Source organism: Collinsella sp. AM10-26, from assembly GCF_003472525.1.
Taxonomy (GTDB): domain Bacteria; phylum Actinomycetota; class Coriobacteriia; order Coriobacteriales; family Coriobacteriaceae; genus Collinsella.
The window spans coordinates 1-22,589 of sequence record NZ_QRMC01000002.1; the positions used below are offsets into that span (position 1 = coordinate 1).

Here is a 22,589-nt window from a genome sequence, read left to right on the forward strand (position 1 = left end):
TAGCGGGTGGTTTAAAGCTGGCCGCTGCGCGGCCAGCAGACTAAAGTCTTGAACGAAAATGGCCCCGCCCGGGGCCATTTTCATGTACATGGATTGTTGATACGCGTCCTCGCTCTTATGCCTCGCGCAGCCAGTCGAACGCAACACGCGGCGTGCCGTCCGACACATACACGACTCCGGCGCGCTCGAACCCCGCCTTCATGCTCGCACCCTGCATGGGCAGGTTGTCCGCGTGCGTATCGATACGCAGATGGTCGGCACGCTCCTTGGCAAAGGCAAACATCGCGGCCGCGATACCGTGCACGGTGCCGTCGGACGCCACGCGGTGCAGCACGGCGTACGGAGTGTCGCTACGCCACTGACCGTCCTCGATGACGTCATAGCACTCGTCCGGGCCCGGCAAAAAGGCAAACGTCGCCACCACGCGACCGTCGACTTCGCACACATAGCTGCCGCCGGCGGCGATATCGGCAGTCAGCTGCTCGGCCGAAGGCGTGCCCTCGGGCCACTGCGTGGCGTTGCCATGCGCGCGCATAAAGGCGCGGGCGACGTCATAGATGGCCATGACGGCAGGAATGTCGGTATCGAGGGTTTTTCTGATCATCACGCGGCGACCTCACGTTTATTGGTATCACTTTGATTGAGCAATGATACCAGCGTTTGGAAAGGACACGAAGCAGATGGGGAGCAAAAAGCGAGCCGCCTGGTCAAAGGCCAAAAGCGAGTTTTTGGGCGCTGCTACGGGCGGCGATATGAGCGACCTGTTTGCGCGCGAGGATGAGCGCCGCGACGCCCTGGACGCCGAGCGAGATGAGGCCTGGCGCTACAAGTCGTGCGAGCGAAAAAACCGTTACGACACGCGCGCCGAGGCCGAGGCAGTTATGGCTGACTGCGAAAACCGCGGACGCCGCGGGCTGGCCTGCTACAAATGCGAGTACTGCGGCGGCTGGCATCTGACGTCGCATCCATGGAAATAGACGCCGCATCGGCACGGCACTGACGGAGCGCCAACCATCGCACGCAAGCTACGGGCGCGGCGGCACCAAAACATCGTAGCGAACGGCCTTGCCCGCAAGCTGATAGCTCGGCTTAACGCCGGCAAGCAGCGGCCCCTTCACTGGCCGCTTGATAACAACCTTGCGCGGGCACGACGCAAGAGCAGCCTCGACCAGCGTCTCCTCATCGGCACACGGCTGCTCCAAATGGTGCAAGAGCTGGAACTTCTTTTTAACCGCCGCGCTCTTGGTGCGCTCGGGAAACATGGGGTCCAAATACACCACATCGGGAGCCGCGAGCTCACCGCGCTCGACCAGCTCAGCCGTATGGCGAAGGCCGGCAATGCTGTCCTCGCCCGCATGCAAGCGCATGCGTGCCACGGCAGCCGCAAGCGCCGGATCATCCGCCGCGCGGTCCAAGGCATCCTTGAGCAATGCCGCAATCACGCAATCCTGTTCATACAGATCGACGGTAAAGCCCGTGGCGGCCAGCAGCAGCGAATCCTCGCCAAAGCCTGCCGTGGCGTCAATCGCCCATGGCTGCTCGATGCCTTTTGTGCGCGCAGCCTTCACCAGCAGCTCTTGCTGCAGACGGCCCTGCTTGAGCCGTGGAAGCATGCGGGCAAAATCGGCACGCAGCTCCATCGCGCCGTCGGTGAGCGTGAGGCCCTCGGGCTTCCCGGTCAGCTCAAGCCCCGCGGCCCGAGCAACAGAAAAGGGATCGACGACGCCCATGGGCACTCCTTTACAAGCAAAATGAATACGTGAGCGCCGCCCCTGTCGGCACTCAACCGTCCGCTATTGTCCCACATGCGACATGGCCCACAGCATCCCAATGCAAAGCACCGCCATCAATCCCGTGCATACGGCAGCGATCACAGAATCACTCATGCGCCTTCCCAACGACCGCGGCTCGCGCACTTGCCCTGTTCCGTACATCATGGCTCCTCCTTAGACCAACTCCTTGTCACGACCTCATCATCGCAGCGCCGCACATGTGCTGCCATCGATTTGGCTTACGTCCAGCTTTCCTTTTTGAAAGATTGCTCTGCACAGGCGAGAAGCGCTTTCTAGCACACACGCCGTCACGTTGAACTACAATGTGCTTCACGATATGTGCAGCTTATGGGACGCGCCAGACTGGCAGCGCCCGAATCGAAAGGACTACCTATGAGCGCCGCGCGCAAGACACTCAAAATCCTTGCCCTCATCTATTTTGTTTTGGGCATCGCCAGCCTCGTCATCGGAATCGCCGGCATCGCGACCGGCAAATTTGAATCCATCTACGGATCGAACGCCATACTCGCTGCTGTCGTTGTGATTATCAAGGGCGTTGTCGATCTTGCCGCAGGTGTTGCGGGCATCAAGGGTGCCAACAAGCCTTCGCAGGTGGATGGCGCGTTTAAGCTCGGTATCGTTGCCGCGGTCGCTACGCTCGTCCAGGCTGTGCTTACCCTTCCCGCGCTCGGCGGCAGCGCCGTCAATATCGGCGCCTTTGTCATCGTGGTCTACGACCTGTTCTTTATTCAGCAGGCGCACGCCGTGAAGGCCGAAAACAAGGACCGTCTGTAAGCGCTCGCTTCTCATAACCTCTGCAGCCAAGCAACTAAAAAGGGCCGATCGCGCAGCAACGCGGTCGGCCCTTTACGTTAGCCCAGATAAAACCCGCCAAAATAAACCTGTCCCTTTTTTGTAGGTTAGCTGTGGCGGTACTCGGCGATGATGAAGTCGATGTCGGTCTGAAGGGTATCGAGGTTTGCCAGGCGTGCTTTGTCGGCGGGGCGCGTGCGGTAGTAGTACGGCGTCATCTGGAACACCGCCTCGATGTCGGCCTGGGTCTGAAGGGTGATAGAAGCTGTCACGCGCCGCGTTCCGACCAACTCGAGCTCGGTAGTCTTCGGCAGCTTCTCGTCATTGAGGTATGGCCTGTCGTAGAGCACCTCCTTGAGCCCAAACAGGTGATGGGCACCCGGCACCACGGTGTAGAGCGAGCCCTCGGGCACCAGCACGCGAGCAAACTCGCGCTCGTTAAAGGGAGCAAAGAGCTCGGTCACCATATCGAAGGCGCCATCTGCCACGGGGATATCCTTCATGTTGGCCACAAAATAGGTCGCATCGCCGCGCTTGGCGGCCAGGCGCACCATCTCTTTGCCCAGGTCGAAACCGTAAGCATCCACGCCCGGCACCGCACCCATGGCACTGGTGTAGTAGCCCTCGCCGCAGCAAATATCGAGCAGCGTCATGGGGCCATTCGCAGACGTTGCACGTCCAGACACCTGCTTGCGCACCAGCTCGACCATCGCATCGCGCAACGGCGCGTAGTAACCGCGGTTAAGAAAGTCGCGACGACTGCGCGCCTGCGACTTGGGATCGCCCATGGAGTCGCCGCTCTTGGACGAGCGCAGCAGATAGAGATAGCCCTCGCGCGCACGGTCAAACCGGTGTCCGCCCGCGCATGTAGCACCGCGCTCGTCGTCCACCAACGGCTCATGGCAAACGGGACACAACAACATGGCAACTCCTTAGCGCGAACAACACAACGCCCACCATTGTCGCACGCCTTCCCCACCTAGTCATCGGGGACGTTATTGAATGACCAGTCGTTTAAGAACGTCCCAACGACTATCTAAGTACCGACTGGTTGCATTAGGAGTATCATCGTCTGCGCAAATAAGCACGAAATAGCATATTAGAGATTGAGAGTGTATGGCCGATACCGCATCTAAGCACATTGACATGACCACCGGCTCGCTGTGGCGCAATATTCCCCTGTTCGCCTTCCCCGTGGCCGCCACGAGCATCTTGGAACAGCTATCGAACCTCATCGCCACGGTCATCATCGGCAACTTCTCGGGCGACCAGGGAACCCTTGCCATGGCAGCGGTCGGCTCCAATGTTCCGATTACCAGTCTTATGCTCAACCTGTTTATCGGCATGTCGCTTGGCTCAAATGTGGTCATCGCCAACGCTATCGGCCGCAACGATCAGAACATGGTCAAACGTGCCGTCCATACCTCGGTTTTAATGGCGCTCGTGGGCTTTGTCGTCATCGCGCTGGGCGAGATCTTTGCCGAGCCCATGCTCGCCGCGCTCAACGTTCCTGCCGAAACCATGCCGCTCGCTTCGCTCTACCTGCGCGTCTTTTTGCTCAGCATGCCCTCGATCTTGCTCTACAACTTTGAGGCCGCGATCTTCCGCTCCGTCGGCATCACCCGCATGCCGCTGCAGGCGCTTGCCGTGTCCACCGTCCTCAACATTGGCCTGGACCTCATCTTTGTCCCCGTACTTCACTGGGGCGTCGCGGGCGTCGCCATCGCCACCGCCATCGCCTACACCGTCAGCGCCGCTACGCTCTTTATCCGCCTGCTCAAGACCGACTCTGTCGTCCGCGTCACCCCGCGTGACTTGGCTATCGACCCCGTCGCCCTCAAGCGCATCGTCAAGATCGGCCTGCCCGCCGGCATCCAAAGCGCCGTCTTTGCCGTCGCCAACATCATCATCCAGTCCGCCATCAACAGCCTGGGCACCGAGGTCATGGCGGCATCGAGCGCCGCCATGAGCTTGGAGTACGTATGCTACAACCTGCTCAACAGCTTTAGCCAGGCTTGCACCACCTTTGTGGGACAAAACCACGGTGCCCGCCAGATCGACCGCTGCACCAAAACGCTCAAGGTCTGCCTGGTCGAAGGCGGTATCGTCGCGCTCACCACAATTATCGTTATTGTCGGCCTGGGGCGCGAGATCTTGTCGCTGTTCAACAGCGATCCCAACATCGTCTCGATCGGCTATATCCGCGTGTGTTCGATCTTCCCGGCGTACGCCTTTAGCATGTTCTACGAAAACATGTCCGGCTACCTGCGCGGCTTTGGTATCTCGCTCACGCCCGCCCTCATCACCATGATCTGCGTCTGCGGCATCCGCTTCTATTGGGTGTTCTGCGTGTTCCCGCACTTCCGCACCTTTGCGAACATCATGATGGTCTACCCCATCAGCCTGGGCACCACGGCGTTCTTTATGGTCGTGGCGGTGCTACTCTGCCACCCGGCACGCACCTATCGTGTCACCCAAGCCAAAGCGACAGCCCGCTAAACACCGCACTCAACGCCGCGCCAGTCATTAATTGACAATATGCGAGCTCATATAGTCGATAAAGCGCCTCGTGGCGATGGGCATGGTGTCCCAGCTGCGCCAGGCCGCCACTACGTCGCGCGAGGGGGCGTGCACGATGGGACGTACGCGAATATCGGCACGCATGCCCTCCACAGTACGACGGTAGAGCATGCTCACGCCTAGGCCCTCCTCCACCATCGCCATGATGGTGTAGTCGTCGGTGACCTCGCTCGTCACGTGCGGCGACAGGCCATGCGCCGCGAATGCATCGAGCACCAGGCTCTGTTCGCCCTCATCCAGAAGCACAAACGGCTCGGAAGCCAGGTCGGCGAGTGTCACCTTTTCCTTTGCCGCCAGCGGATGCGCGACAGGCAACAGTGCCACCAACTCGTCGTGATAGACCACGCGCTTCTCGAGGCCAGCGGTAAACCCGCGTGCCGTAAAGCAAAAATCGACCACGCCATCGTGCACCCATTGGGCGTTGCGCGTGTAGTCGCCCTGCTTAAGGGTAAAGCGTACGCCCGGGTGCAGCGCCCCAAAGTCGCGGATCACACGCGGTAACACGGTTCGACTCACGTTGGTAAACGTCGCGATGCGAATATCGGTCGACGAAAGCCCCAGCAACTCCTGGCGCTTGCCCTCGAGCTCAGCCTCGGCAGTCACAATCTGGCGCAGATACGGCAGATATTGTTTACCGTCGCGCGTAAGCGAAACGCCCTGCTTACCGCGCTCGATAAGCGTGGTACCCAGCTCGCGCTCGAGTGCCTTGACGGCCTGGCTCACCGCACTTTGCGTATAGCCCAGCTCGTCCGCCGCGCCCTTAAGACTGCCGCGATCGACCACCATACAAACAATCTGATACCGCGATGCCATCGCACCTCCACATCAATGCAGCCGTAAAACGTTTTGCCAGGGCTTTTTCTGCCAACATTAGTATTTCTTAATCATACTGAAGATACATTCGCTTTACTACATCCATATCTGGGAGCAGAATCCTTTTTGCGAAACCGTTCTGTAACAAAAGGAGTCCCATGGATCGCAAAAAAGCAATCGCGCTCTCATTTTCCGTTCCCGTCGCATGGGGCTTTTCGTATCCCCTCATGAAGATCGGCATGGACAGCATGAACGCCACGAGCATCGTCGCGCTACGCTGCATCATCGCCTTTGTGGTCTGCCTGCTGCTCTTCCACAAGCACGCGTTGCGCATCAACCGCGACCTTATGGTCCGTGCCGCCATCATCGGCGCCATTATGGCAACCGAGCTCACCTGCATGTGCCTGGGCTCCAGCCTCACCTCTGCCTCCACTGCCGGCTTTTTGCAGAGCCTGACGGTCGTAATCGTGCCGTTTGCCAACGCCGCCCTGCTGCGCCGCGCCCCCGAGCGCAAAGTGCTCGTCGGCACCGCCATCGTCACCTGCGGTATGTTGCTGCTCTCGGGCGCCGACTTCACTAGCCTGAACCCGGGCGCGCTCATCATGCTGCTCTCCGCCTTTGTCTACGCCGGACACATCATTGTGGCGAAGCGCTTTGTCGAAGATGTCGACCCGCTGGCTCTGGGCGTTTGGCAGCTGGGCTTTGGCGGCTTGTTCTCGGGCATCGCCGCATTCACCTTTGGCGGCTTCACGCTTCCCAGTACGCCCAGCGAGATCGTGGTCGTCATTGCGCTCGCACTCATCTGCTCTGCTTACGGCTTTATCACCCAAACGCTCGTGCAGCCCCATGTGCCTGCCGAGACCACCGGTTTCGCCTTCTCGCTCGAGCCGGTATGCTCTGCCGTCTTTTCGTTCTTCCTGGTCGGCGAAGTCCTGAGCCCCATCGCCTTCTTTGGTGCCGCCCTCATCCTCACCGGCGTCATGGTGGCAACCGTCGAACTTCCGCGCCTTCGCGCGCATGGACAGGCTCGCATGGCAGGAGCGCCCGAGCACGTCTCGTAGACCCCGCTCTTCATACAGCCGTGGCATAAAGGCAACCGGTGCGCCTTTACAATAGATGCCAACAGAGCATCTGCCATAAAGGAGCCCCATGGACACCGCAACCCGCGACCTCAACATAGCAACTTGGTTGGGCAATGCGCCGCAGCCGGTACGTGACACTACGAACCAGCTGCTCGAGCGTATCGCCCTTTTGCGTGCCGAGCAGACCATCTACCCGGCACAAGACGACATCCTCAATGCCCTCGCCTACACGCCGGCCGACCAGGTCAAGGTTGTCATCTTGGGTCAAGACCCCTATCACGGACCCAACCAGGCCATGGGGCTGTCGTTCTCGGTCCCCGCGACGCAAACCAAGTTGCCGCCGAGCCTGCGCAACATCTACAAGGAACTCAATGCCGATCTGGGTTGTCCCATTCCCTCCACGGGAGACCTAACCCCATGGGCACAGCAGGGCGTCCTGCTCCTCAACACCACGCTCACCGTGCGCGAGCATGCCGCGAACTCGCACGCCAAGCTGGGCTGGAGTACCCTGACCGACTACATTATCGAACGCTGCTACCAGCTGCCCCAGCCGGTAGTCTTTTTGGCATGGGGCCGCTTTGCCCAGCAGATGGTCGAAGGCAAGCTCGCCACGACCGGCGCGGGCAAGGCAACCGACAAGTTCTGCCTGGCCTCTACGCACCCCTCGCCGCTTTCGGCCAACCGTGCCACGGCAGAACTCCCCGCTTTTATGGGGTCGCGTCCCTTCTCCGCTGCCAATCGGTTACTCGAACAGCACGGCTCGACCCCCGTTAACTGGACTTGGCTCGGATAAAAATCGATACATCGAAAACGCGCCCGACAGCTTTCCATCGGGCGCGTTTCCTATTCGGGCCAAATAAATTGCGTGCGGCCGGCCTCGCCGCCATCGATCAGCAGGCTCTGCCCGGTCATAAACCGGTTGGTCACGCCCACAAAGTAGATCCACTCGGAGATCTCTTGGGCGGTGGCCCAGCGCTTAAGCGGCGTGAGTTCCATAATCTGGCTCCACAGGTGTTCGTCTTCCATCACGCAACGGTTGAGCGGCGTGATCACGCCACCCGGGTCCACACTGTTGGCGATGGCCTGCGGCGCCAGGCGGTTTGCAAGGTTCTTGGTGTAGGCGATAACGCCGCCCTTGCTGGCGGCATAGTCGGGAAACTCCGATCCCGTATGCCCGCTCGCCGACCCCACATTGACCACGGATTTGATAGCCGGTGTCGGCTTGGCGGCAAGCCCCTCCCCCACAAAGGCATAGCGCTCGGTCACGTTGATGGTGCCACGCAAGTTGGCGGCAATATCGTCGGCCGAATCCTGCACACCGGCAACGTTCACGATTACCTGTGGCTCAAGGTCGCCTGGAAACGAGTCAGGCTCGCGGACATCAACGATCAGATGGCGGTAGCGCTCGTGTTCGATCGCCGCCGGCAGCAGATCAAAGCCCACGACCTCGTGGCCCTCGTCCAAAAAGCGCTGCACGCACGCGGCTCCGATACCACCCGAAGCACCCGTGATCAAAACCCGCATGCTTGCTCCTTAGGCGGTTGCATGGCGCTTGAGGTACTCGGCGCCCACATTCTCGCGCTCCCAGCTGCGCACGACCTTGTAGCCCACGGGGCTCAGGAAGACCTCGCACAGCAGCTCGGCAACAGCGCCGGTCAGCGAGCACATAAGAACCTGCACCCAGGTCCAACCAAAGAACGTGTGGCTCACCACAATGGCAAAGACTAGGTTGTCGATAAACTGGCCGACACCCGTAGACACATAGGAGCGGAAGGCAAAGCTCGCAAAGTTATTCTTTTTGAGCATGCGGCCGAGCGACTGGTTGAGTGTGGAGTTAACCACGGCAGAGACGAGCATTGCCAGCGAAGAGCCCAGCACCACATACCAGGTGCCACCGATGGTGGCGTTAAGGGCAGTGTTGACCTCGATCATACCCGTGTCGTAGTAGGCGCCCCACATGCCGGGCGTGAGCGAGCATGCCCAAAAGCACAGGCTCACGGCCAGGTTGACCGCCAACGCGAGGATAGAAATTTTGATGGATGCCTTGGCGCCAAAGCGCTTGCAAATCATGTCCTGGCACAAAAACGAAACCCAGCTCACCACAAAGCCGCAATCGAGTGCCAGATACGGCAGGCTGATAAGCTCCTTGTTGGCCAGCAGGTTCATCATGATAACGCTCACGATAAACAGCGAAACCGTTGCCGCGGGAATGCTCCGCAACAGGACCTTGTAGTCCTCCATGACCTTCTTGATCATTATGTACTCCTTTGGTTTTAGGTTTAACGAGCAGGATATCGGACCCGAACTGCTCGGCCGCCACGGTCTTGAGGCGACGGTGGGTATGATAGCCGCTCACACGGCGGCAGGCAAGCAAGCGGCGCGGCAGCCCCACAGGACCACCGCGCCGGCGCACTAAAACGTTACGTTGCCAAACTCCGACAGGACAAGGTCGGGGTTGTGGTCGGTCGCCCAGTCAACATTCCACGGGCTCGTAAACAGCAGCAGTTTGCCGCCGCGCATGTCCTCGACGCGCAAGGTGTCACGCGTGAGCGAAAGGCCCGGGATGTCGATGGTGTCGGGGTCGTTCTGGATCCAGCGGATGTCCGTATAGGGCAGCGGCTGACGACGGACTTCAACACGGTACTCGGCCTTAAGGCGGCGCTCGAGCACCTCAAACTGCAGTACGCCGACCACGCCCACGATGACGCTCTCCATGCCGGCACCCAGCTCGCGGAAGATCTGGATGGCGCCCTCCTGGGCAAGCTCCTCCATGCCCTTCACGAATTGCTTGCGCTTGAGCGTGTCGACCTGCGTGATGCGGGCGAACATCTCGGGGGCAAACGTCGGGATCTGCGGATACTGTACGTGGCGCTTGCCAGAGCACACGGTGTCGCCGATGCTAAAGATACCCGGATCGAACAGGCCTACGATATCGCCCGCGTACGCCTCGTCCACGATGGCGCGGTCATCGGCCATCATCGACGTGCCCGTGGCAAGCTTGAGCTTACGGTTGCCCTGCACGTGGAAGGCATCCATGCCGCGCTCGAACTTGCCCGAGCAAATGCGCACAAAGGCGATACGGTCGCGGTGGTTCTTGTCCATGTTGGCCTGGATCTTAAACACAAAGCCGCTAAAGTCGTCGCGGCACGGATCGACCGGCTCGCTGGTGAGCGTATCGGTATAGGCGCGCGGCGTCGGGGCCAGGCGCAAGAACTCCTTGAGGAAGGGCTCCACGCCAAAGTTGGTGAGCGCCGAGCCAAAGAACGCCGGGCTCAGCTTGCCGCAGGCCACGGCATCCAGGTCGAGCTCGTCGCCGGCGCCATCGAGCAGCTCGATGTCGTCCATCAGGTTCTTGTGGTTCTCCTCGCCAATAAGCTCATCCATGGCGGGGTCGCCCAGCTCGGCCTCGACCTCGGCGACCTTCTTGGTGGCGTTGGCGTGACCGTCGCCCTCAAAGGCGATGACGCGACGGGTCTGACGGTCGAACACGCCGCGGAAGTTACGGCCGCTGCCGATTGGCCAGTTCATGGGGTACGTATTGATGCCCAGGACGTTCTCGATCTCTTCCATGAGCTCAAACGGATCGCGGGCCTCGTGGTCGAGCTTGTTCACAAAGGTAAAGATGGGAATGTGGCGCAGCGTGCAGACCTTAAAGAGCTTTTTGGTCTGGGCCTCGACGCCCTTGGCGCCGTCGATGACCATGACCGCGGCGTCGGCGGCCATAAGGGTACGGTAGGTATCCTCCGAGAAGTCCTGGTGGCCGGGAGTATCGAGGATGTTGACGCAGGCGCCGTTGTAGGTGAACTGCAGTACCGAGGAGGTAACGGAAATACCGCGCTCCTTCTCGATGTCCATCCAGTCCGAGACGGCATGCTTGGCCGAACTCTTGCCCTTGACCGAGCCGGCGGTCTGGATGCTGCCGGTATAGAGCAGCAGCTTCTCGGTAAGCGTGGTCTTACCGGCGTCCGGGTGGCTGATGATCGCGAATGTGCGGCGCGACGAGATTTCATCCGACAGGCTTGCCATGCGGATCCTTTCTTGCATTGAGTGCATTACGTCGTTGAAACCGTACTATTGTAGCCGCGAAATCCCGCCACAGAGCACCTATCAGGACAAATTCATCAGCCAAGCTCGCTGTGCACCGGGCAGCCGCCTCAAGGACTGTCTCGATCTGTAACAGATAGACGGGTTTTAGCGTTCCTGGTGTTACAGATTGAGATAAACGGCTGGGAAGATCGACACCGTCTCAATCTCGTCTCAATCTGTAACAGAAAGACGGGTTTTGAGCCTCCACCTGTTACAGATTGAGATAAACCGGCAGGAAGGCAACCAATGTCTCAATCTGTAACATCTAGCCGCCCAAATCGACTCTTACTGTTACAGATTGAGACAAATAGACAGGCGGGCAAATAACATCTCAATCTGTAACAGCAAGCGACCCAAAACGGACCTAGGTGTTACAGATTGAGATTGTTTTGAAGTAAGCGCGACACTGGCAGGCTATTCCACATTTCCTCTTGCATAACTGTGCATAGTGTATATATACTGTGCTTACCGGTTATATACACGTGTAGCCCAACAGCTAAGGAGCCGCTGTGGACATCATCCTATCCAATTCGAGCGACAAGCCCATCTATGAGCAGATCTCCTCGCAGGTCAAAGCTCAGATCCTTTCGGGCGCACTCGCTGCAGGAGCCAAACTCCCCAGCATCCGCGCGCTCGCGAGCGACCTCGGTGTGAGTGTCATCACCACCAAGCGCGCCTATGCCGACCTGGAACAACTTGGCTTTATCTGTACCGTGCAGGGCAAGGGCTGCTTTGTCGCCGAGGGCAACCAGGAACTCTTGCGCGAAAACCAGCTTTGCCATATCGAAGAGTTGCTTGCGCAGGCCGCTACGCAGGCCGAAACCCTGGGCGTCACGCGCGACAAATTGCACGAGATGCTCGACCTTGTAGCCCCCGAAACCATGCAGTAGCCATCTGCAAGAAAGGCTATACCATGCAAAACTTGCTAGAACTCAAAGGCGTCTCACGCCGCGTAAGCGACCGCTTTTCCCTACGCGATGTCACACTCACCGTGGAGCCCGGCCAGATTGTTGGCTTTGTGGGCGCAAACGGCGCCGGTAAGACAACGACGATTCGCGCCGCGCTCGGACTCATAAAGCTCGATGCCGGCGAGGTGCACCTGTTTGGGCAGCACTGCGGCACCGACGCGCCCGGCGAGACACAGCGCCATCTGCGCTCCCGCATCGGTCTTGTCCTGGACACGTGTCCTTTCCCTTCCACGCTCAAGGTGGGCCAGATCGAGACGCTCGTAGGCCCGGCGCACCCCACATGGAGTCGCGAAACATTCGCCAGATTTATCGAACGATTTGGCCTTGATCCCAAAGCCAAGGTCAAAGACCTCTCCCGCGGCATGGGTATGAAGCTGCAGCTCGCCTGTGCGCTCAGCCACAATGCCAGGCTGCTCGTTTTGGACGAAGCCACCGCGGGCCTCGATCCCATGGCGCGCGAGGAGCTGCTCGATGAGCTGCTCGCCTTTGTTTCCGACGGCCAGCGCAGCGTACTGCTCTCGAGCCACATTACGTCCGACCTCGATAGCGCCGCCGATCGCGTCATCTGCATCGATAACGGTTCGATTGCATTTGACCTGCCACGCGAGGACATTACCGACCGCGCCGGAATCGCCCACTGCACGCAAGCACAGGCCGCAGAGCTCATGGCTTGCGTCGAAGGCGCCCGTGCTGCCCGCCACGCCTATAGCGTGGACGTGCTCGTGCCCAACCGCCGTGATACGCTCGAGGCTTTCCCCGAGATTCCCTGCGATCGGGCAACCATTGATGACTACCTTCGCCTCATGCTGAAAGGGGCTTCGAAATGAAACGCGCCTTTATGTCCGAGCTCGCCATCGTTCGCACGCTTATCCCGAGCATCGCGGGTGTCGGCTTATTTATATTCATCGTGATGACCCTCGCCAACGCATCGGATGGTGATTCCGGCATGAGTGCTGGCGCCTGCGCAGTCAGCGCCATGTCGCCCATCATGATCATGAACTCGCTAGCCGGCTTCGACAATCAAAACGGATGGGAGCGCTATCGGGCAACGCTGCCCTTCTCGCGCAAAGACATCGTCTGCGCACGTTACCTGTGTATCGTTGCTTTCTCGGCCATCATGGCATGTGCGGCCGCGCTGTTGAACATCGTCACCATCCCACTCTTCAATAATGCAGGCATTTTCCCGACGGGACAGGTCGTATTTGAGATCGCAATTGCCTCGGCAGCCTCGATGCTCATCTCCCTCATGATGGTGTTTTTGGCGCAGCCGCTGTTCTTTCGTTTTGGACACATGGAGGCGCTGCGCCTGTCCGTTGGTCTGTTTGCCTTGCTCGGTTGCCTTGCTATGGCCACGCTGAGCTCCTCCAACCCCATCAGCAACTGGCTCATGTCGATTGCCGGGGCAAATCCCGATTCCGCCGTCCTCGGCTGCCTGTGCGCAGGAATTGCCGTCCTGGCCCTCGCGCTATGCGCAATCAGCTGCACCGTCAGCACCAAGGTTTATCGAGTACGCGACCTGTAATCGACAGCTAAAGGACTTGGGCGGCACCCCACCTCATTTACTAGATAAGACGAAGCAGTAACAACGTCGTTACCACCCTTCACGGCATGCCGTTCACTTCTCGGAAAAACATTCACCTTCAATTCGAGCCCTAACCAAATGGCTCCCCGGAACATGGCCCCGTCTCGCCGCGGCCATATCAAACCTTCATGGTGGGGCGGTATCCTTATGTCCATAAAACTCGCAGGATAAACCCATTATCCAAGGAGGCATCACACCCGTGTCGTGGGTCGTCGCAGCATTTGCGTCAGCATTCTTTGCCGGCATCACATCCATCTTGGCCAAATGCGGTATCAAGCAGACCGACTCCGATATCGCGACGGCCATTCGCACCTGCGTGGTGCTCGTTTTCGCCTGGGCAATGGCGGGCATTTCTAGATCCATTGGGACCATTGGCAGTATCGAACCCAGATCCTGGCTCTTTCTCGTCCTCTCGGGACTCGCTACAGGTGCTTCGTGGATCTGTTACTTTAAGGCGTTGAGCATCGGAGACGTCAATAAGGTCGTACCGGTCGACAAGATGAGCACCGTGCTCGCCGCGCTGGTCGCCATCGCGCTTTTTGGTGAGACGAGCAACCTTGCGGTTAAGCTCGTGGGAACCGCTGTCATCACCCTCGGCACGTTTTTAATGATCGAGAAGAAGCAGTCCGCCGGACCCGAGCAGCAGCAAGACCGGACCTGGCTCGCTTACGCCCTCGGCGCCGCCGTGTTCGCGGCACTCACCTCCATCCTCGCCAAGATCGGCATCGAAGGCGTCGAGTCAAACCTGGCCACGGCAATCCGCACCTGCGTGGTACTGGTTATGGCATGGGCAATCGTGGCAGCCAAGGGAAAACTGGAGCAGGTCGCGCACGTTGACCGGCGCGAACTCACATTTCTCGTAACATCGGGCATCGCAACCGGAGCATCGTGGCTGCTCTATTACTACGCCATCGCTGCAGGCCAGGTGAGCGTCGCGGTGCAGATCGACAAACTATCGATTGTCGTATCGGTACTATTTGCGCGTCTGGCATTCAACGAAAAACTCTCACGACGCAGCGCCATCGGTCTCGCCCTCATCGTACTGGGCACCGCCGCGCTTGCAATTTGGAAGTAGCGCCGATACCGAACGAAATCCAGTCCACCCGCAAATCCGTGACACAGCGCCCGCACCGGACTTGAGATGTTTGTACTGACTGCGCGCTATCGTGCTACTTGCGCAGCGGCTTGGGCAGCGGAATGCCGGCGGCGATAACGGCGGCGATGATCATGCAGACGATACCCTTGAGCGGGAAGCACATGAGCAGCAGGCCCACGACCATGACCGGCTGACGCATGACCGCACCCATCATCGATGCCGTGCAGACGGCGACGCAAAAGACCGGATCGGCGCCGGTGAAGACAGCAAGGCCGTAGCCCAGGCTTACGCCCGAGAAGATAACCGGGAAGAAGTGGCCGCCGCGCCAGCCCATGTTGATAAGGGCGGGCGTCAGCATGGCCTTGACAAGACCGGTTGCAATGAGTACGCCAGCGGGAATGGTCATATAGGTCTCCATGAGCACATCGGCCTGCGTCTCGCCGGCAAACATGGTGTAGGGCAGGACCGTGCCGCAAATGGCGAGCGCCAAACCGGCCAGCATGGCCTTGATGACAGGGTGCTCCCCCATGGCGTGGGCCAGTGCCTCGCTCGCGTGCTCCGAAACAAAGTACAGCCAGCCACAGACAGTGCCGATGAGCGCCAGGGGAATAAGCCAGGCAAGCTCGAGGTTGCCCACCCGAGCAGCCTCGAACCTCGGCATACCCATACCGCCGCCCATAAGCTGGCCGAGCAACAGATAGGTGCCCAAGCCGCCGGCAATCGCGATGCCGTAGACCACGGTCTTTTGCGCCTTGGGCAGCTTGATGGTGATCTCGTCGGACGCTGAGTCCTCATCGTCGTCGGCGCCCTGGCCGTCGGCGCTGCCGGCGAGCGGCGCCACAAAGCCAAAGACAGGCGCGGTAAAGAGCGCCGTCAGGGCAGCCTGGGTACCCAGCAGCGTGAGTTGCCTAAACTCGGCGCCAAAGCAACGCATGCGGTCGCCGACCCAGCTGCACAGACCTGCAATGACACCGGTCAGGCCAGCCTCCGGTCCAATGCTTCCGCCAAACAGCAACGGCAGCAATGCCGCAAGAGATAGCTTGCCGAGGTTGTCGTACGGGTAGCGGCAGTCGCGCCTTACCTTGGCCATCACCTGGTTGAGGTCATCGGTCTTGGTGCCCGTCATCTTTTCGTACAGACCGATCAGCAGGCCGCCCAGCAGGCAGACGAAAAACGGGTACGGTAAAAAACCGAACGGACCGCTCGCGAGCTCGGGCGAAGCGACGCCCAGCATTTGCGGAATCTCGGTCCATAGATAGTCGATACCGTGCTCCATCGCAAAAAAGAACAGCCAGACCGCAGCGCCTGCGAAAGCGCCAGTCACAGCAACGCTAGCTAAAAACAGCGCACGGTTTTTGGGTTTTGCCAGGTTACCCATCGGGTCCTCCCGTGGTCAAAGTCAACATAGATACGCCTTATTGTAGGGCGAGCATTGTCCAGACGAGCCAACCATCTGCGCCCCAAACGACACCATTGAGTGCCAGGGCACTACGGATGCGAACCTCAACTCCCAATAATCGAGGCAATCTCGCGCAAATCGTCGGCAAAGTAGATGCCTTGCTGGCGCTGCGGACTCGATAAGCCCTTATCGATCATATGCCCGAGCAGCGCCTTGAGGTCGTTGTAGTAACCGTCCAGGTTATACAGGATGCACGGAGCACTCAGGTGTCCCAACGATACCGCAGACATGACCTCGGCAATCTCCTCGAGCGTGCCCGTCCCGCCGGGAAAGGCAATGAAGGCATCGCCAAGCTCAATCATCTTGGCTTTGCGCTCAGCCATATCGCTCGTCACGATAAGGTCGTCAATACCTTCGTGTTGAAACTCTGCCTCGATAAAAAAGCTCGGCTCAACGCCCGTCACATGCCCGCCAGCATCGAGCACGCTATCGGCAAGCGCGCCCATCAGGCCCGATTTAGACCCGCCGTATACCAGCGCGTGCCCGTTGGAGCCAATCCAGTTGCCCAGCTCTTGCACCGCAGGCAGAAACGCCGGGTCATTGCCGACGCTGGCGCCCAGATACACGGTGATATTCATATTCAGTCCCCCTCGTCGTGACGCACGGCGCCCGTTCTAGCGTTGGCGTCGGCGATATTCGCGTACGCGGCGCGACAGGTCAGCGAGCTCGTCACGATCGAGCTCTTCCAAATGCTCAAGATCATCCATAAAGCGCGCCATGGTGTCCTTTTGGCGCAGTTTAATGAGCGTATTGCAGTAGTTCACCGCCACACCCGTGAGCATGGCGATGTAGAAGATGCTGATGACGCTCAGGACGACGGTAATAGCGCGGGCGACCGGCGTTTCGGCCGGGATATCGCCAAAGCCGATGGTCGAGACCGTCTCAAAGCTAAACCAGAGACCATCGCCAAACGTGAGGGTCGTGGGCTCGGACAGCCAGACAGCCGTCGAGCACAGCAGGTAAAAGATAAGAAACAGGCCCGTGATGCGTGCAAAGCCAGCCTGTCGCAACACGTCGGCAAGCGTCCTCAACTTGTTCATCGCGACCCCTTTTCCCAGACGCCCAATCACATTCGCTCGGTATTGTCCCACGCCTTCCCCGCAAACGGAACCAGTCGTCGGGGACGCTTCTAAACGGCGGGTTATGAAGGACCGTCCCCGTGGCAAAACGGCATACGTTTCAATCTGCGACAAATAGGACATCCCCACAGGTCTCACGGCCCGAACGAGTATCTTGATATAGACATACCGCCCACCGCCGTGCCCGCAGCACGCAAAAAGAAAGGGAGTCCACAATGTTTAGGCCTCTTCGCAGAAAAAAGCGCGCCATCACCGATAAACAGGCGCGAGAGCTGCTCGCCGATTGCAAGCGCGGCGTTTTTGCCGTCAACGGCGACGATGGCTATCCCTATGCCATTCCCGTCAATTACTTCTTTGACACCGAGCACGACAAAATTTATTTTCATGGTGCCAAGGCAGGACACAAGGTCGACGCACTCAAACGAAACGACAAAGTCTGCTTTACCGTCTATGGCAACGATTGGTATAAGGATGACGACTGGGCACCCTATGTTCAGAGCACCGTGGTTTTTGGCCGCTGTCGCCTCGTGAACGATGACCCGGCATTTGTCGAAGATACAATCCGCCAGCTCGCCCTCAAATACTACCCTTCCGCCGAGGAGGCCGAAGAGGAGATCAAACAAAGCATAGGGGGCGTCCAGCTGTATGAAATTACGGTTGAGCACCTTTGCGGCAAGCAGATTCAGGAAAAATAGCAAACGCGGAAAACGTGCTCGCAGCCCTCTGTGCCCTCTGTGCCCTATGCGCCCACGCACGCTAACGGCGTGGGCGCAGACCGCGGCGGCCGAATCGCTTGCCCCCTATACCCCAAAAACGTAGCGGTCCAAGCGGTCGCACGCCTCCCTTACACGCGAAAGCGGCAGTGCTAGATTCACGCGAATGTGGCAAGATCCGTGGAACGGACGGCCGTCCTGATAGCCCACGCCCACACGCGCGCCCTCATCGAGCAGCCACTGAATATCGCGGCCATGCTCGCGGCACCACTCCGTGCAGTCTAGGAACACCATATAGGTGCCCTGCGGGCGCGAATAGGACACGCCCTCAAAATGCTCGTCCACGTAATCGCAGAAGTAGTCAATGTTGCCCTCGATGACCTCGTTGAGTTCATCGACCCACTCGTAGCCCTGCGGCTGGTAGGCGCCGATAAGCGCATGCATCGAAAGGACATTCATCTCGTTATAGTGGGTCATATTGGACACGGCGCACACGCGATCGCGCAGCGTCTCGTTATAGATGATGTGGTAGCTGCCGACCAGGCCCGCCAGGTTAAACGTCTTGCTCGGCGCATAGAGGGCGACCGTGCGCATGCGGGCATCCTCGCTCACCGACTGCGTCGGGATATGCTTGTGGCCGGGCATGATGATGTCGGACCAGATCTCGTCCGAGATCACCACGCAATCGAGCCGGCGATAGATGTCCATGGCGCGCTCAATCTCATCGCGCTCCCATACGCGGCCGCAGGGGTTATGCGGCGAGCAGAACACCGCGGCATGGATATGGTTTTGGACGAGCTTGCGCTCCATGTCCTCAAAGTCCATGCGCCACACACCCTGGTCGTCGAGCTTAAGCGGGCTGTGGACAATGCGATAGCCCGCGGCTTCGATAGACTTGGTAAAGCCGATGTAGGTAGGGCTGTGGACCAGCACCGCATCGCCTGGCTGAACATACGCACGCAGCGTCGACACGACACCGCCCAGCACGCCGTTTTCGTAGCCGATATGTTCAGGGCGCAGACCCTCGACGCCATTGCGGCGGCTCTGCCATTCGATGATGCGGTCGAAATACTCGGAGCGCGGGTTAAAGTAGCCAAACATGGGATGCTGAGCGCGCTGAATGATGTGCTCCTGGACCGTAGGCACCGTGGCAAAGTTCATGTCGGCCACCCACATGGGAATGCGGTCGAAGCCCTCGTCAGGCGCGTTCGGAGCCATGCCGGGGATCTCGCCCCAAGAGTCAGCGGCGATGGAGTCCATGCCGTGGCGGTCGATGATTGAAGTGAAGTCGTATTTCATGCTGGACTCCCGTGCAAAGTAGACTGTTTCGATAGGCGCTATTGTCCACCAGCGTGGGCGGTTTTGGCGCGGGGTTTGGCGCTTAATTTGACGGGTGCAGACGAATGGCAGGTTAGTCTTGCGCGTCGTTGACGGCAACTACGGTTAGCTGGGTTTCGTCGACCGTAAAAGATATGTCGAGCCCGGCGAAGGCCAGATGATAGACGCGGTTCGGCTCGTGCTTGCTGCCTGCGCGGCGCGGGTCTTGGCGCAGGACCTCGACCAGGCCGGGGAGCTTTGTGGGCGGGACCATATCCTGCAGCGTCTGCGGGAACTCGATGTCGAGCTCTTGCCACGGAGCATCCTCAATCCAGCCGCCGGTCGCATCCGGGTGACAGTCCGCAAACGGAATGTAGGGCTTAATGTCGTAGATGGGCGTGCCGTCGCGCAGATCGGCCCCCAGCACATGGATGATGGGGCCATCGTCGGTGAGCTCAACGTGATCGAGCCTTACGCAGGTAAGTCCGATAGGATTGGGGCGAAACGGGCTGCGCGTGGCAAAGACGCCCACGCGCTCGGCTCCGCCCAGACGCGGCGGGCGCACAGTTTTCGACCACTTGGCATTGGTGCCGGACCTGTCCTGCGTCTTGGCATCGACGGCGATGTCTTCGGCCGTGCCGCCGGGCGTTCCGTTTTCAAAGCGCCAGAGCAGCCACAGGTGAGAGAAGGAGTCCAGACCCTCAACTGACGCGCTGGAAGCATATTCCGGCTCAAAGACAATGCGCCCCTCAAGATGGGGCGCCAAAAAGCTGTTGCGCGGAATGCCGAACTTCTGCGGCAGGTCGGTATGTATGTGTGCGATAGGTTCCATGCCGGTCATTGTACGGCATGGAGGCGTGGGGCGTTGCGCGCAATTCTTCGCCGCGGTCCTCCGTCGTGCAACCAACGGTTGCTTGGAAGGGCACCTGCTGCCGCGTATGCTTAAGCCATCAACCAGCAGAAAGGAGCCGCTATGGCCTTTGCAGAAAAGCTCATCGCCGTCCGTCGCGCCCATCACCTTACCCAGGAGCAGCTCGCCGCCAAGCTCTTCGTCACACGCCAAGCCGTCAGCCGTTGGGAGCGTGGCGAGGTCATACCGGGCATCGACATGATGAAGCTCATCGCCGCCGTGACCGGCGAGCCACTGTCTCATCTGCTTGAAATGCCCGAGCACTATTGCCAGAGCTGCGGCATGATACTCACGCCCGACGACTGCGGCACCGATGCTGCGGGTACCGCGACCGACCATTACTGCAAGTGGTGCTACGACCATGGCCAGTACACCTACGACACCACCATGGAGGCAATGATCGAGGATTGTGCCCCGCGGCTGGCGCAAAACACCGGCATGTCGCTCGACGAAGCCGTCTCGCTCATGGGCGCCGTCCTGCCGCAACTGGAGCGCTGGCACACCGTGCAGGAAAACGAGGAGCGCTACGGCGCCGAAGCGCGGGCGCGCTATGGCGATGAGGCTATCGATGCAGCAAACGAGGCGCTGCTGGACATGGACCCCGAGACATGGAACGACATGAAGGAACTTGAACGCGCTATTCTGGGCCAGCTCTCGATTGCCATGGGCATTGGCGACCCAGAGAGCAACGAGGCTCGTAAGCTTGTCGCGATGCATCGTCGCTGGATTGCTCTCAACTGGGGATGCGAGCCCCAAGACGAGGCGTACCTGGGCCTCGCCCACGGTTATCTTGCCGACCAGCGCTTTGTTGACTACTACGACAAGCCCTGCGCCACCGGAGCCACGGCGTTTCTGGTCCAGGCCATCGAGTCTTCGTTGACGCGCGCATAGACCGCGGCGGCTTTGGGTATTTCAATCAAAACCTCAACCGATTGGAGACCTATGGCTACTAATCACGAGCTCGCGCTGTACGTTATGACCGGCTGCCCGTATTGCTTAAAGGTCAAGCACTTTTTGGCCGATAACGGCGTGACCATTCCCGAGCGCAATATCTCGACCGATTCCGATGCCGAACAGACACTCATCGCCGTCGGCGGAAAACGCCAGGTTCCCTGCCTGTTCATCGACGGCAAACCACTCTACGAATCGAGCGACATCATCGCGTGGGTGCAGGAAAACCTGCTCTAGTACGCACGCTCTGTCCGTCCAGGGCCCCAACCCATACGACCCAAACATGTACACCAGCATCCAAAGTCGACATTTTTCGACATCTTTGGATGCTGGCGTACAGCTTTTTGCATGGGCCCAGCACAGGCGATCCGTTCTTCTCCGTCCCCAAGGGATCATTTAGCCACAAAAGCGGGCGATGGGCGCAAGTGGCTGCTCGCGAAAGACACGCTCGACGGCGGCACGGTATTCATCGACCTTTTTGGTCTTGCGTACGAGCTTGTGAACGGTCGCGGGATCGGCGAAGGCGCATTTGGCGTAGAACCACCACTCCTTCATGCGAAAGACCGCGTTGCCCCCAATCTCGTCCGCATAGGCCGCAAACAGCATGTCATGGAAGCGTTGCAGCTCAGCGGCGGTAGCGGCAGGGTCGCCCTTAACCATGCGAGCCAGCGCGGGATTCGCAAGCAAGCCGCGCCCCAACATTACGTGACGTGTTCCGGGATAGGCCTTCACCAGCGCATCCATGTCCTCAAGATCAAAGATGTCGCCGTTATAGGCCACGGGGAACGGCGCCCGTTCCAGCGTCTCGCCGTAAAACTCTTTGCGCGGTGAGCCCGTATAACGGTCCTTTTGCACGCGCGGATGCACGATCAACTCCGCCAGCGGCATTCGGCAATAGAGGTCGAGCACGCGCTCGTACTCGTCATCGCATTCGAGCCCCAGTCTGGTCTTGACCGACACCGGCAAGGGCGAGCGTTCGCACACGTCGCTCAAGAACACCTCGAGCTCATCCAGGTTGCGCAGAAAGCCCGAACCCTTTCCTTTGGCGACAACCGTACCCGAGGGGCAGCCAAGGTTGAGGTTGACCTCGCGGTAGCCCATATCGGCAAGCACCTGTGCCGCCCACACAAACTCGTCCGCATTCTTGGACATCAGCTGGGGCACCACGTTAAGTCCCTGGTTATTAGCAGGGTCGATCTCTTTAAACGCCTTGCCGCCAAAGCGATTGCCCACCCGCGGCGGCGGCAAAAACGGCGTGTAATAACAATCGAGCGCGCCGAAGCACTCCGCATGCACGCGACGGAACACATGCCCGGTAATGCCCTCCATAGGGGCCAGCGATAAATACATCAACATCCATTCTCAAAT

Annotated in this window: 24 protein-coding genes and 2 pseudogenes; 13 read left to right on the plus strand and 13 right to left on the minus strand. The window is 59.4% G+C overall.

All coding sequences use genetic code 11. From position 1 onward, the window contains the following. Window positions 1-115: 115 nt before the first annotated feature. On the minus strand, window positions 116-604 hold the full coding sequence (locus DW123_RS01600) for an N-acetyltransferase (protein ID WP_117734562.1): 489 nt from the start codon (window positions 602-604) through the stop codon (window positions 116-118). Window positions 605-680: 76 nt separating this feature from the next. Here DW123_RS01600 and DW123_RS01605 point away from each other — a divergent pair, with 76 nt between their 5' ends. Continuing rightward, the gene (locus DW123_RS01605; protein WP_055310006.1) at window positions 681-977 is read left to right on the plus strand and encodes a hypothetical protein; all 297 of its coding nucleotides are present in this window, start codon (window positions 681-683) and stop codon (window positions 975-977) included. Window positions 978-1,025: 48 nt separating this feature from the next. On the opposite strand, the gene DW123_RS01610 is transcribed toward DW123_RS01605, so the two are convergent. Continuing rightward, window positions 1,026-1,730, minus strand: a complete 705-nt coding sequence (locus DW123_RS01610) for a class I SAM-dependent methyltransferase (protein ID WP_117734563.1) — start codon at window positions 1,728-1,730, stop codon at window positions 1,026-1,028. Window positions 1,731-2,165: 435 nt separating this feature from the next. Between DW123_RS01610 and DW123_RS01615 the strand changes: the two genes are divergently transcribed. Continuing rightward, a complete protein-coding gene (locus DW123_RS01615; RefSeq protein ID WP_117734564.1) occupies window positions 2,166-2,567 on the plus strand; it encodes a hypothetical protein in 402 nt (133 codons plus the stop codon). A 125-nt stretch (window positions 2,568-2,692) separates the two neighbouring features. Here the strand turns inward: DW123_RS01615 and DW123_RS01620 are convergent, their stop codons facing one another. Beyond that, window positions 2,693-3,508: a putative RNA methyltransferase gene (locus DW123_RS01620; protein ID WP_117734565.1), complete on the minus strand. Its 816-nt coding sequence runs from the start codon at window positions 3,506-3,508 to the stop codon at window positions 2,693-2,695. Window positions 3,509-3,701: 193 nt separating this feature from the next. Here DW123_RS01620 and DW123_RS01625 point away from each other — a divergent pair, with 193 nt between their 5' ends. Then, the gene (locus DW123_RS01625) at window positions 3,702-5,084 is read left to right on the plus strand and encodes an MATE family efflux transporter (protein ID WP_117763680.1); all 1,383 of its coding nucleotides are present in this window, start codon (window positions 3,702-3,704) and stop codon (window positions 5,082-5,084) included. Between the two features lie 27 nt (window positions 5,085-5,111). Here DW123_RS01625 and DW123_RS01630 read toward each other — a convergent pair whose 3' ends face one another. Next, entirely contained in the window at window positions 5,112-5,978 is an 867-nt protein-coding gene (locus DW123_RS01630) for a LysR family transcriptional regulator (RefSeq protein ID WP_117734567.1), read from the minus strand. Window positions 5,979-6,136: 158 nt separating this feature from the next. Between DW123_RS01630 and DW123_RS01635 the strand changes: the two genes are divergently transcribed. Together DW123_RS01635 and DW123_RS01640 are read left to right on the plus strand one after the other, a co-directional pair. Continuing rightward, on the plus strand, window positions 6,137-7,039 hold the full coding sequence (locus DW123_RS01635; protein WP_117734568.1) for a DMT family transporter: 903 nt from the start codon (window positions 6,137-6,139) through the stop codon (window positions 7,037-7,039). A gap of 88 nt (window positions 7,040-7,127) precedes the next feature. Further along, window positions 7,128-7,853: a uracil-DNA glycosylase gene (locus DW123_RS01640; protein ID WP_117734569.1), complete on the plus strand. Its 726-nt coding sequence runs from the start codon at window positions 7,128-7,130 to the stop codon at window positions 7,851-7,853. 50 nt (window positions 7,854-7,903) lie between these two features. On the opposite strand, the gene DW123_RS01645 is transcribed toward DW123_RS01640, so the two are convergent. The 3 genes from DW123_RS01645 to DW123_RS01655 all read right to left on the minus strand — a co-directional run bounded on the left by DW123_RS01645 (window position 7,904) and on the right by DW123_RS01655 (window position 11,086). Beyond that, window positions 7,904-8,584 carry an SDR family NAD(P)-dependent oxidoreductase gene (locus DW123_RS01645; RefSeq protein WP_117734570.1) on the minus strand — a complete coding sequence of 227 codons (681 nt, stop codon included), beginning with the start codon at window positions 8,582-8,584 and terminating at the stop codon, window positions 7,904-7,906. Window positions 8,585-8,593: 9 nt separating this feature from the next. Continuing rightward, window positions 8,594-9,316, minus strand: a complete 723-nt coding sequence (locus DW123_RS01650; RefSeq protein ID WP_233502109.1) for a VUT family protein — start codon at window positions 9,314-9,316, stop codon at window positions 8,594-8,596. A 156-nt stretch (window positions 9,317-9,472) separates the two neighbouring features. Continuing rightward, the gene (locus DW123_RS01655; protein ID WP_117734571.1) at window positions 9,473-11,086 is read right to left on the minus strand and encodes a peptide chain release factor 3; all 1,614 of its coding nucleotides are present in this window, start codon (window positions 11,084-11,086) and stop codon (window positions 9,473-9,475) included. 569 nt (window positions 11,087-11,655) lie between these two features. Here DW123_RS01655 and DW123_RS01660 point away from each other — a divergent pair. The 5 genes and pseudogenes from DW123_RS01660 to DW123_RS09835 all read left to right on the plus strand — a co-directional run. Beyond that, window positions 11,656-12,036: a GntR family transcriptional regulator gene (locus DW123_RS01660; RefSeq protein WP_117743314.1), complete on the plus strand. Its 381-nt coding sequence runs from the start codon at window positions 11,656-11,658 to the stop codon at window positions 12,034-12,036. A gap of 23 nt (window positions 12,037-12,059) precedes the next feature. Next, on the plus strand, window positions 12,060-12,941 hold the full coding sequence (locus tag DW123_RS01665; protein WP_117734573.1) for an ABC transporter ATP-binding protein: 882 nt from the start codon (window positions 12,060-12,062) through the stop codon (window positions 12,939-12,941). Then, entirely contained in the window at window positions 12,938-13,636 is a 699-nt protein-coding gene (locus tag DW123_RS01670; protein ID WP_117734574.1) for an ABC-2 transporter permease, read from the plus strand. The genes DW123_RS01665 and DW123_RS01670 overlap by 4 nt, the downstream gene beginning before the upstream one ends. A 259-nt stretch (window positions 13,637-13,895) precedes the next feature. Further along, window positions 13,896-14,309, plus strand: a pseudogene (locus tag DW123_RS09830) (EamA family transporter); the annotation flags it as partial. A gap of 57 nt (window positions 14,310-14,366) precedes the next feature. Continuing rightward, window positions 14,367-14,771, plus strand: a pseudogene (locus tag DW123_RS09835) (EamA family transporter); the annotation flags it as partial. 94 nt (window positions 14,772-14,865) lie between these two features. Here the strand turns inward: DW123_RS09835 and DW123_RS01680 are convergent. From DW123_RS01680 to DW123_RS01690, 3 genes are all read right to left on the minus strand, one after another. Further along, complete coding sequence (locus tag DW123_RS01680; RefSeq protein WP_118273035.1) at window positions 14,866-16,170, minus strand: chloride channel protein; 1,305 nt, start codon at window positions 16,168-16,170, stop codon at window positions 14,866-14,868. 125 nt (window positions 16,171-16,295) lie between these two features. Then, entirely contained in the window at window positions 16,296-16,829 is a 534-nt protein-coding gene (locus tag DW123_RS01685; RefSeq protein ID WP_117734577.1) for a TIGR00730 family Rossman fold protein, read from the minus strand. A gap of 36 nt (window positions 16,830-16,865) precedes the next feature. After that, the gene (locus DW123_RS01690) at window positions 16,866-17,291 is read right to left on the minus strand and encodes a potassium channel family protein (protein WP_158550201.1); all 426 of its coding nucleotides are present in this window, start codon (window positions 17,289-17,291) and stop codon (window positions 16,866-16,868) included. A gap of 254 nt (window positions 17,292-17,545) precedes the next feature. Here DW123_RS01690 and DW123_RS01695 point away from each other — a divergent pair, with 254 nt between their 5' ends. Further along, window positions 17,546-18,025, plus strand: coding sequence for a pyridoxamine 5'-phosphate oxidase family protein (locus tag DW123_RS01695; protein ID WP_117734579.1), 480 nt, complete (start codon window positions 17,546-17,548; stop codon window positions 18,023-18,025). 105 nt (window positions 18,026-18,130) lie between these two features. Here the strand turns inward: DW123_RS01695 and DW123_RS01700 are convergent, their stop codons facing one another. Then, complete coding sequence (locus DW123_RS01700; protein WP_117734580.1) at window positions 18,131-19,342, minus strand: MalY/PatB family protein; 1,212 nt, start codon at window positions 19,340-19,342, stop codon at window positions 18,131-18,133. Between the two features lie 112 nt (window positions 19,343-19,454). Beyond that, window positions 19,455-20,192, minus strand: coding sequence for a tRNA (N6-threonylcarbamoyladenosine(37)-N6)-methyltransferase TrmO (gene tsaA, locus DW123_RS01705; RefSeq protein ID WP_233502110.1), 738 nt, complete (start codon window positions 20,190-20,192; stop codon window positions 19,455-19,457). 141 nt (window positions 20,193-20,333) lie between these two features. Between tsaA and DW123_RS09525 the strand changes: the two genes are divergently transcribed. Continuing rightward, window positions 20,334-21,161, plus strand: a complete 828-nt coding sequence (locus DW123_RS09525; RefSeq protein ID WP_117763677.1) for a TipAS antibiotic-recognition domain-containing protein — start codon at window positions 20,334-20,336, stop codon at window positions 21,159-21,161. Between the two features lie 51 nt (window positions 21,162-21,212). Further along, the gene (locus DW123_RS01715; RefSeq protein WP_117763676.1) at window positions 21,213-21,458 is read left to right on the plus strand and encodes a glutaredoxin; all 246 of its coding nucleotides are present in this window, start codon (window positions 21,213-21,215) and stop codon (window positions 21,456-21,458) included. Between the two features lie 159 nt (window positions 21,459-21,617). Here DW123_RS01715 and DW123_RS01720 read toward each other — a convergent pair whose 3' ends face one another. Then, a complete protein-coding gene (locus tag DW123_RS01720) occupies window positions 21,618-22,571 on the minus strand; it encodes a tRNA-dihydrouridine synthase (RefSeq protein ID WP_117794370.1) in 954 nt (317 codons plus the stop codon). Between the last annotated feature and the right edge of the window lie 18 nt (window positions 22,572-22,589).